The following is a 10,515-nucleotide window of genomic DNA, read 5'->3' on the forward strand; positions in this document are numbered from 1 at the left end:
CTGATTATAGACTAACATTAAATTTAGCTAGTCCTATCAATTGTCCTGATTCAGTAACAACGTGTACTTGCCATTTCCCAACCGGGTCTGCGGGAAAGTTCATTTTATGGGTCCACGCTCTATAACCTTGCTCACGCCCACCTGTAATATCTAATGCAATTCGTTCCACGACTTGGTTATTAAGGATCCAAACATGGAAAATCTTTTCGTTTAACCCTCTTGGTGCCTTTACCGCTGTCCAACTATACAAACCTTCGCTCTGTAATGTTTTTACATCTAACTGCTTAACATTACCAATGGGCTTGCGTTGTTCAATATCGACTTCATGGGATAGTGTGATATCGGTTAAGCGCAGCGCTGCCGGCGGTACCCAGCTGCGAAGTTGCCATAAACCCGCGCTAAGCGCACTCAATAATAAAACGAGTAAAGGAAAACGCCACCAGCGCGCATTTGGCATTAAATTACCCAAGCTTGGCAGTGTACAAATAACTGAGGTGATCAATGCTATTGTTAAGCTTTCACTGGTGGTGAGATTAAGTAAAATAGGCAAAGTAACGAGAATAACAACGAACAGTGCGAAGTTGTGAAACACTGTAAATAATATACTGTGCTTAGCCAATTTATTATAATACAGCGGATCGACAACCGATATAAATGCGCAAAGTATAATCAATGATGTAAAAACAGCCTGTGGATGATTCCACGAAGTCACCGCGAGAAAAAATGGCAATGCAAAAAACAAGCTTTCTTGTTGTACCATTTGTAATGCAAAGCGCATAAAATTAGGTGAAACAGCAACACCGAAGCGCTGCTCAACTTTATCGCGCAGCCAATTATCCACTATCAACCACACCCAACTGATGAGTAAAAGTATAGCTATAATTTGCGAAAACGACTCCTTTCGCTCAACTAACACATAACTTGCCACACCACTGCAAAAAGCAAATACGGCCAGCAAGCCTGGATGCTGCTGCATCATTAAAATAAATTTTGTTATTAGATTTTTAAAATAGCCCATGCAAAAATAAGATCCTTTTACAACTTAACATCGTAGTTAGTCACCTAAACAATATACCTTAAATACATGAACAACGGATTTACACTTTTGCTCTAAAATTATTTAGTTATGAGTCACAAGTATTCACATCACATTGTAAATTCAATATAATGTTCACACTTTTTGCTTTTGAGATTACTATGCCTAAGCCATTTTCAAACATGTTGGCTGTTTTGTTTATTTTGCTCACCTTTGCTGAACAAAGTATGGCGTATAGTATATCTCCTTCGAACAGTACTCACCTTTACAATCAAACGTTAAATATTGACAGTCCTCTGGGGATTGAAAACACCACAAAGAGTGACGATGACTGTTGCGAAATAGAGTGTTGTGATAGCACCTGTTTTTGCCCTGCAAATACTTGTGTATCAGCCTTTTACCTGCCGTCAGAAATCACCACAACTCTAATTGATATGCAAAATCATCACGCTATAAAACAAAATATTGCAAAAATAATCTCCGTTGCCACTTATATTTACCGCCCTCCTATCGCTATCTCATAAATACAGTTCCCATGTTTTTTAGCCACGTTAAGGGCTAATTCGCTCTACTTTAATACAATTATGAGACAAATATGTTTACAAAGACATCTAAACTAGCTGTTGTTGCTGCGTTACTCCCTGCTTATTCGTTCGCCCACGAACAGCATCATGACCATGACGAACATGAAAAAAAACCGATAGAGAAAATACAAGTCACCGCCTCTCGTCTTGGTCGCATTGTTACCGAGTCAGCAACTCGTACTGAAATTATCAATGCTGAAGAAATTCATGAAAAAGCGTTAATGCGTCCTGGCAACATTTCAATGCTAGTGGCAGAAACTGGCGGTGTACGCGTGCAAAACACTTCACCCGCTTTAGGCAGTGCAAATATCCGTTTGCAAAGCCTATATGGTCGCTATACCCAGCTACTTAGCGACGGACTGCCGTTATATGGCGGTCAATCAATAGGCTTATTACAAATCCCGCCGACTGATCTTGCCAATGTTGAGATCATAAAAGGCTCTGCTTCTTCATTATATGGAGGCTCTGCGTTAGGTGGTGTGATCAATTTGATTTCACGTACGCCGAGCGATGAATTTGAAGGCGAAGTTCTCCTTAATGCGACCTCAAAAAATGGCCAAGATGTTACCTCTTACTTTTCGGCCCCGTTAACTGACTCAATCAGCGCCTCTGTTACCGCAGGACTTCATCATCAACAGGAGCAAGACTTAGATGATGATGGCTGGCTTGATATGGCAAGCTATAACAGAGCAAGTGTACGCCCCCGTATCTATTGGGAAGGTGATAATGGCGCCAATTTATACGTCACTGTAGGTGCAATGACCGAGCAACGAGATGGCGGCACCGCTGAAAACGCAACCATGCCAGATGGCAACCCATTTGCACAAACACAAGACAGCTTAAGGCTCGATACTGGGTTTATATTTGATAAACCATTAAATGAAGTACTGGCCTTAAATGTCCGTGGTTCTGCAATGCAGCAAGATCATGATCACGTATATGGCACAGTAAACGAAGATGACAATCATGAAAGTTATTTATTTGAGTCAAGTATTTCTGGTTATACCGACAACATAGCATGGCTAGTCGGTGCCGCTTACCAATCTGAAAAATACCATTCTGAAGACTTTTCCGCGTTTGACTACAGCTACGAAGTGCCGGGTGTTTTTTCACAACTTGATTATGAAGCAAGCGAAAATGTGTCGCTGTCATTAAGTGCACGTGCCGATTGGCACAATGAATACGGTACGCAATTTAGCCCACGTATTTCAATGTTATACAACCCAGAAAATTGGACTGTACGAGGCTCTTACGGTAAAGGATTTTTCGCCCCGACTCCATTTATTGAAGACATTGAAGATGCTGGTTTATCCCATTTAGAACCGCTCGAAAATATTGAAGAAGAGCATGCAAACACCGCCTCTGTCGATATCAGCTATACATTTGATAGCGTCGAAACAAGTGTTACCTTTTTCTCCTCCGATGTTGAAAACGTGACAGAGCTGGAGGTCATTAATCAACAGCTCACACCATCAGATAAAAATGTTCGCATTGTCAACGCACCTGGCCAAAGTGAAATACGCGGTGCCGAATTTCTATTACGTTACCGCTGGAATAATATCAAGCTAACGGGGAGTTATTTATATACAGATGCAAGTAAACAAAGCAGCTCAGGAATAGGTCGCGTACCGCTTACTCTCACCCCAGAACACTCAGCGGGTGCAGTCATCATGTGGGAAGAACATGGTAGTCACTTAGTGGGTTTTGAAGCCTACTACACCGGCACACAACAGCTTGAGAATAACCCGTACAGAGATAAAAGTGATGCTTACTGGCACTTAGGTTTGCTTGGGCAAATTACCGTTGGGCGAATTAACTATTTTGTTAATGCAGAGAACCTGCTCAATGTAAGACAAACGAAAGAAGATTCGTTAGTGTTGCCACAACAAGCGCCGAGTGGCCGTTGGACGACAGATATTTGGGCTCGAAACGATGGTTTTACTGTCAATGCTGGCATTCGCATCAAGTTTAATGATTAAGTCATAAACTCGTATGCTGGTTAAGCTCTAACCAGCATACACAACAATGCTTTAGTATCTAAAACCTAGCAAGTGAATATTTTAAAACCATAGTTAACTTTATGCTCAGTCACGCTTAAAGTTCTTACTATGGCTATTTATATAGTCGCTCATTGGCATGGGTTTGGCGTAGTAAAAACCTTGTGTGGAGTCAATATTACAGCCTTTTAGGATAGTAAGCTGCTCTTTGGTTTCAACGCCTTCTGCAACCACGCCAATACCTAAATTATTTGCTAAATCTATAATTGTTTTTACAATGCTAAATCCTGACTCTTCATCGGATATTCTATCAATAAAGCTTTTATCTATTTTTAACTGTTTTACCGGGTAAGCGTGCAAATAAGCCAAACAAGAATATCCTGTGCCAAAATCATCTATTGAGAAAGTAAACCCCTCTGACTGGAGTTCTTTCATTTGCTGTATTGTATGTTCAACATCATGAGTTAGCATACTTTCAGTAATTTCTAGGGTTATTTTTGATGGGGAAAGTTTATGATTATTAATCACTTGAAGTAACTCTGACTTCAATAATGAAGACTTGAATTGCGAGGCACTTATATTAATCGACACCTTAAAGTCATCATCTATAACAAATGGGTTTAAGCGGTTAAGTAGTTTACATATATCCCTAAGGACTATATTTTGCAAACGTTGTATTAAACCAAACTGCTCAGCAACAGGTATAAATTCACTTGGCGCAATAATTCCATTAACGGGGTGGATCCATCGAATCAGCGCCTCGGCTCCAACAACCTTGCCTTCATTGTTAATTTGTGGCTGAAAGTAAGCACAAAACTCATCATTCTCAATCGATTTTAAAATCTCAGTTTCGAGCTTTATCTTTCTATCTAATAATGTCTGCAGTTGTGGATCATAAAAACTATAGCTATTCCCGCCTTTCGCCTTTGAGCGATACATAGCGGTGTCAGCAAACTTTAAAATATTGCTCGCAGTTATATCTGTGCCTTCAATTAAACAAATGCCAATACTACAACTAACCTGAAATTTTAAGGCGCCAACTTTAAACTCTTGCTCAAAAACTTCGTGGATCTTTTGCGCCACAACGGCTGACTCTACATTGGCTTGTCCATTATCGTCACCAAGATATTCTAATAAAACAACAAACTCGTCGCCTCCCAACCGCGCTAACGTGTCAGACTTCCTTATAACCGCACCTAATCTTTGGGCAACTTCAACGAGTAGTTCATCTCCTGAGGAATGTCCTAATGAATCATTAAGGCGTTTAAAGTCGTCTATATCTAGAAATAGTAAAGCTCCTGTTTCGCCTGAGCGCTTTATTTTTTCAACCGCTATGTTTAGGCGCTCATTTAACATTCTTCTATTTGGGAGTTTTGTTAAAGGGTCATAATAGGCAAGCTTTTCTACGGCTTTTTCTGCTTCTTTTCTTTGTGTGATATCTCTTGCAACCCATAAAACATGCCTAGACTGACTACTCTTCGATTGATAATGCTCCACAGGTACCGCTCGCCCTTCAAAGACCACCTTTCCTTTTGGTCCTTCTAGCTCATATTCGAACACTTGAACTTTATTTGTCGCGAGTGTTTTCTCTAATACCGCCATAATTGGTAGCGCATCTTTAGGAGCTAAAACATCATTGACATTTTTCCCCTTACTTTGCAATACAGACGTATGTAAACAATCATCAGCAGAGCCATACACATCAACATACTCTCCTTGTTCTCCTAAAATTAGTACTAAATCAGGCATTACTTGGGTGAACGCTTCAAATTTGTCATTACTGTGCTTAAGTTGGCTAATAACATCATTCAACTTAGCTGCATTGGCGTCATTTTCAAGCGCAATACTGGTAAAGTTTACAAAATGATCAATCAGCTCCAAGTCTTGCTTTGTTGGGCTTCTAGCAGTGGTATGATACACAGCAAAAGTACCTAACACTTCGGCTTTGGTAGAAATGATTGGTGTTGACCAACATGAGGCTAAACCAGCATTCAATGCAGTTTCTTTAAAGTCAGCCCATAAAGGCGATGAACAAATATCGTCAACTATAATTCTTGTTTCTGAAAATGCAGCCGTTCCACATGAGCCAACATTAGGGCCTATTTCAATTCCATTAATTATGTCGCAATACGTTGGATCGATGCTCGGGGCGGCACAATGAAAAAGTTGTTTCCTTTTAAGTGATAGAATTGAGCATTTAGCGGACTCATCTTCTAGCATTTCCTCAATGGCTAAACAGATCTCTTCACTAATTTCCTTTAAAGGCTGACCCAACGCTATTTTAGAGAGTATTTTTTGTTGTTGCTTTAATAACTTTAAAAGTTGCTTATCCTGCATTTTCACAAAATCCTGACTTTTGCTTTCTCGTAAAATACGAAAAAGAGATGTGACGTTTAAGTAGCTATACCGCACTCAGATTTCATTGATACTTATTGCAATGTTACCTGAGAGTGAAACAACAAAGACAAAGTAAAGTAAAGTAAAGTAAAGTAAAGTATAACCAATAACTAATCAGCCGTAGCATTAATTTTTATGAGTTATCAAATCACTTAGTCTGCTTTTAGAAACGTAACAATATCGCAAGGTAGTTATTATTTCTATATTTTGGGATGTGGTAATAAAAATTTAGGCGGGTATTCAATACAAATTAACGGCAAATATTATAGAGCCTTATGAAAGAGTGCTTATAAGACATATATAAGCACCCTTTGAGATATTTTTAAGGTTAGCTTATTCCCAAATATTTATGGACTTGAACTGATAAACGCCAATTTTTATCTATACACGTTTCAATAGCCAATTTAGTCGCAGACACTTTTTGGCTGATAGGTTGCAAGTAAACCAATTTGGGGGTAACGCCCGTTTTAGTGAACAACGCTTCAAGCTCTTCTACGTGTTTTTGCATAGCTATGGGGTGTTTTATTTCATCTGCGCGCTTCATAGCTGAAGTTAGTACTTCATAGCCACCACGCATATTAATTTTTGGCGAAACAGTAACCCATGTTTGTGCTGGAGCTAAAATCTCGAATGTACCACTAGTTTCAATTTGAGTACTGAACCCATTTGCATGGAGTAATTCACAGACTGGGTTTAAGTCATACATGCACGGCTCACCACCGGTAATTACTACATGTTTTGCACGATATCCTCGCGATTTAAAAAGCGCTAAAATTTGCTCAGCTGATGCATCAGCCCAATGGTCTGAATCAGCTTTTTTTTCCACTGTGTCATCAAGCGAGACTTTATATACATTGTCCACTTCCCACGTTTGTTTTGTATCACACCAAGCACAGCCTACAGGGCACCCTTGCAAACGTAAAAATACGGAAGGCGTACCAGTAAAGCTTGCTTCACCTTGGATGGTTTCAAATATTTCATTAATTTTGTACAAACGTTATCTCACTTACTACTTAGCACTCGTCAGACCGATTAGAGCGACACATCAAAAATCAAAAAGCTGGGGCAAAAATTGTTATTTATGCCCCAGCCGTGTAGTATATCGCGCCCTGATATAAACCTCTATTAAAACTAAGAGCAAAACAGATATGACGCAAAAAGTAGTTGTGATTTATTCCGGCGGTATGGATTCATTTACCGTATTAAATAAAGCCCTGCAAGAAGGCCACGATGTTTACGCCTTATCATTTGATTATGGTCAGCGTCATGTTAAAGAGCTTAAAGTAGCCGCACAGGTATGTGAAAAGCTTAACGTTCCACATAAAATTGTTGATATTTCTGCTATCAACCAACTTATTGGCGGATCATCGTTGACTGATGACATTGACGTACCAGAAGGGCATTACGAAGAAGAAAGCATGAAAAGTACGATTGTGCCTAACCGTAACATGATTTTGCTCTCATTAGCTGTAGGGTATGCTGTATCACTTAAAGCAAGCCAAGTTTATTATGGTGCTCACTCAGGCGATCATGCAATTTACCCAGACTGCCGCCCTGAGTTTGTGAAAAAAATGGACGATTTGTGCCGCATCGCAAATTATGATGCCGTCGAGATTTTTAGCCCGTATTTAAACAACACCAAAATTGACATTTTAACTGATGGCATAAAGATGGGGTTAGACTACAGCCAAACCTGGACCTGTTATAACGGCCGAGAAAAGGCCTGTGGTAAATGCGGTGCGTGCCAAGAGCGCCTTGAAGCATTTAAACTTAACGATGTTACAGACCCGCTTGAGTACGAGTCAATTTAGATAATCGAGTTCAAAGGCTATCAGTGATAGCCTTTTCCATTTATAACCAACGCCTAACTTTCGCTTTATAATCGATATATGATTGGCCAAAAATCTCGGTTAATGCCCGCTCTTCGGGCATTATTTGAAACCATGTTAAGTAAGCCACAAAGCCTATAATACTTAAAATAGCCCAAATAGAGGCAAGCCAAACACCCCATCCAAGTAAAATAAAAGCGAAACCAACATACATTGGATTACGAGAAATTTTGTACACGCCTGCTGTAACGAGCTCTGAAGCTTGCTCCGGATTCGTTGGATTAACCGTCGTTTTTGCTAGTCGAAAACTCACCACACCTGCAATACAAAATATAACGCCTAAACAAACTAAAATAGCGGCAATATAGGTAACCAATAAATTAAAATCGATCGCACTGTAATGTGCAATTAATGCCATGAGTCCCGCAAAAAATAACACCACAATAACGGGTGGTATTTTAGTATTTAACATAAGTCCCTCTCTTAACATTGCTTCACTTTATACCCTTGATTAATATGACATTCTCTGCGGCCACTTAAGGATAAGCATAAAATACAAATAAAGTTACAATTGTCAGCTTTATACCTAAACAAAGCAGGTTATACTTTATACTAAATAAGACGTATTAGGGAAATAAAAACTATGTCAGGCACTACTATGATCGTGTTAATTGTATTTATCTCTGTGGGTTCAGGGGTCATTTACGATATGTATAAAAAGCACCTCGAATTTAAGCACAAAATGCAAAATAACAACCATGATGCAAACAAACAATTAGATGCAGTGAATGCCGAGGTGCGCGCTTTAAAAGACCGCGTACAAACACTCGAAGCTATTGTTACTGATTCAAGCTTTAATGTTAACCAAGAAATTAATAAACTATAAAACCTATTAATCTATAAATTGGTTAGTATACAGGTGAGCATTCTGCGGCCGCTCAACACCATGAGCGGCTAGAAAACCGGATATTTCACTGTTACACCCTTGCGGCGCACGCCCACTATCAATTTCAAAATTGAGCTGATTAGCATGCTGCTTACCCAATGAGCATAAATTTAATGCATTATGAGAACGAAGTTTGATACTTAACTCCCCAATCTTCTCAACGGATATGTGCTTACTAAAACGAGCAAGGTCATTGTATTTAAAGTTTTCACTGACAAATTCATTACTGATTTTAATTAATGCATCAATCAAACCATGTAAAAATTGATTGGTACTTGTGTTATTTACCAAAAATGAAACTCGAGCATTATTGAATTCGTAAAGCTGGCAATCATGGCAGGTTAACTGTACTTGATATAAAACCGTTGAATTATCAATTTTATTAACGTTAATCAGTTTGATTGGCGCTCCTGCAAAAATACAATTATCTATAACCTCGTTTACATCACTTATATCTTTACCATCTGACATCACAAGCTCAGCATTTTGTGCCATTAGAGGTAAATCATGGTGATTATTAAATGGCGTACTTGATCCGTTTTGGTGTTTAAACTTAATAAGCTCTCTTACTTCATGTTCGCGTGCTACTTTTAGCGCTAAAAAAGCGGTTTGAATAAGCTCTGATGTAGGTAAGTTTTCCTCTACGTACCAACGCCGGCCAAATAGTAATTTTTTCGCATTTTGATTAAGCTCACTAGATTGGTAATTATCGGGATTCAAAATAGCAACTTGCAAATAAACTTGCTGGTCTTTTTCAGCCGCAATAACGCGAAAGTGAGTCGAAAAGCTAATTTGACTGAGTACGTCATTAACAGATTGCAGAGTATGCTTGTAACGTAAAAAATGTTGCGGGACTACCCAGTTACCGTTAGAAAGTTGTACCAAAGGCGCATAAGAAATTGGTTGTTCAAAGCTGTGTGGCCACTTCGCATTATTCGCAGTGGAAGGCTTTAAGTCTTTTATTTTACTATTCATACTTAAATTACATTAATTCATACAAGTGGCGTAAAAGTGGTACGAATTTAATGGAGTAAGTAGATCACACTGCCCTGTTAGTTTTAACTAAATTTAATTGCTTATAATCAGCAATGACCTGCTCATAATATGTGGGTTCTTTTTTTGTCATCCGAGTGTAATGCGCTATTAAGGTTTTAACATACTGCTGATGGTGTTTATCAGTAAAGTCCCACATAGAACAGCCGGTAGGCTCAATGGGTATGTTTGATTTAAAGCTTACATGTAAAAGCTCATAAAACCGTTTATTTTCGATGATTATCTGCTCTGATTTTAACCCCAGGCCCAATTGTGCAAGCCCTTTCCTTAACGCGTAAGTATGGTGCACAGGGCATATTATAAAGCTGAGCTGATTAAGCGTTTGCTGATCATGATTTTCAATGATTTTTTGCATTAGCCTTAATAGTAGCTCCCCCCCTACACCTGCGATAATAATCAATTGTTTCGCATCAGGGATAAGTTCAATACTTGATACATCTTTACATTGAACCTGCCACTGACTGTTAGCGTTTGAATCTGCAAAGCGCGCGAGTGTATTACTTAATGCATCCATCAGCTCAGGTACGATATCTACAAAAACTACTTTATTTGCAACCTCTCGTTTAAGGAGTGTCATTCCCAATAAACCATGATCGCAGCAGCAATCCCAAATTACATCATAGGATTGATCTACCAATGAATTAATCGCACTCAAACGATGGCTGAGTTTCAT

Annotated in this window: 10 protein-coding genes; 4 read left to right on the forward strand and 6 right to left on the reverse strand. The window is 39.1% G+C overall.

The genetic code is table 11. The features are described 5' to 3' along the window. Window positions 1-4 precede the first annotated feature (4 nt). Window positions 5-1,018 (reverse strand): DUF5924 family protein, encoded by a 1,014-nt coding sequence (locus tag ACFI4Z_RS01430; RefSeq protein WP_462669032.1) that lies wholly within the window; start codon window positions 1,016-1,018, stop codon window positions 5-7. A 179-nt stretch (window positions 1,019-1,197) separates the two neighbouring features. On the opposite strand from ACFI4Z_RS01430, the gene ACFI4Z_RS01435 reads away from it, so the two are divergent. Both ACFI4Z_RS01435 and ACFI4Z_RS01440 read left to right on the forward strand, forming a co-directional pair. Next, complete coding sequence (locus ACFI4Z_RS01435) at window positions 1,198-1,560, forward strand: hypothetical protein (RefSeq protein ID WP_462669033.1); 363 nt, start codon at window positions 1,198-1,200, stop codon at window positions 1,558-1,560. Between the two features lie 71 nt (window positions 1,561-1,631). Next, complete coding sequence (locus tag ACFI4Z_RS01440) at window positions 1,632-3,599, forward strand: TonB-dependent receptor plug domain-containing protein (protein WP_462669034.1); 1,968 nt, start codon at window positions 1,632-1,634, stop codon at window positions 3,597-3,599. Between the two features lie 105 nt (window positions 3,600-3,704). Here the strand turns inward: ACFI4Z_RS01440 and ACFI4Z_RS01445 are convergent, their stop codons facing one another. Continuing rightward, on the reverse strand, window positions 3,705-5,954 hold the full coding sequence (locus ACFI4Z_RS01445; RefSeq protein WP_462669035.1) for a sensor domain-containing phosphodiesterase: 2,250 nt from the start codon (window positions 5,952-5,954) through the stop codon (window positions 3,705-3,707). 388 nt (window positions 5,955-6,342) lie between these two features. Next, entirely contained in the window at window positions 6,343-7,008 is a 666-nt protein-coding gene (gene queE, locus ACFI4Z_RS01450; protein WP_462669036.1) for a 7-carboxy-7-deazaguanine synthase QueE, read from the reverse strand. 130 nt (window positions 7,009-7,138) lie between these two features. Between queE and queC the strand changes: the two genes are divergently transcribed. Then, window positions 7,139-7,825, forward strand: a complete 687-nt coding sequence (queC, locus tag ACFI4Z_RS01455) for a 7-cyano-7-deazaguanine synthase QueC (protein WP_394191677.1) — start codon at window positions 7,139-7,141, stop codon at window positions 7,823-7,825. Window positions 7,826-7,865: 40 nt separating this feature from the next. Here the strand turns inward: queC and ACFI4Z_RS01460 are convergent, their stop codons facing one another. Beyond that, on the reverse strand, window positions 7,866-8,315 hold the full coding sequence (locus ACFI4Z_RS01460; protein WP_462669037.1) for a methyltransferase family protein: 450 nt from the start codon (window positions 8,313-8,315) through the stop codon (window positions 7,866-7,868). Between the two features lie 171 nt (window positions 8,316-8,486). Here ACFI4Z_RS01460 and ACFI4Z_RS01465 point away from each other — a divergent pair, with 171 nt between their 5' ends. Further along, on the forward strand, window positions 8,487-8,729 hold the full coding sequence (locus ACFI4Z_RS01465; protein WP_462669038.1) for a hypothetical protein: 243 nt from the start codon (window positions 8,487-8,489) through the stop codon (window positions 8,727-8,729). Window positions 8,730-8,735: 6 nt separating this feature from the next. Here the strand turns inward: ACFI4Z_RS01465 and ACFI4Z_RS01470 are convergent, their stop codons facing one another. Then, a complete protein-coding gene (locus ACFI4Z_RS01470) occupies window positions 8,736-9,764 on the reverse strand; it encodes a hypothetical protein (protein ID WP_462669039.1) in 1,029 nt (342 codons plus the stop codon). A 64-nt stretch (window positions 9,765-9,828) separates the two neighbouring features. Then, window positions 9,829-10,515 (reverse strand): tRNA (adenine(22)-N(1))-methyltransferase, encoded by a 687-nt coding sequence (locus ACFI4Z_RS01475; RefSeq protein WP_462669040.1) that lies wholly within the window; start codon window positions 10,513-10,515, stop codon window positions 9,829-9,831.

It is taken from the genome of Pseudoalteromonas sp. RWi3 (assembly GCF_054960735.1).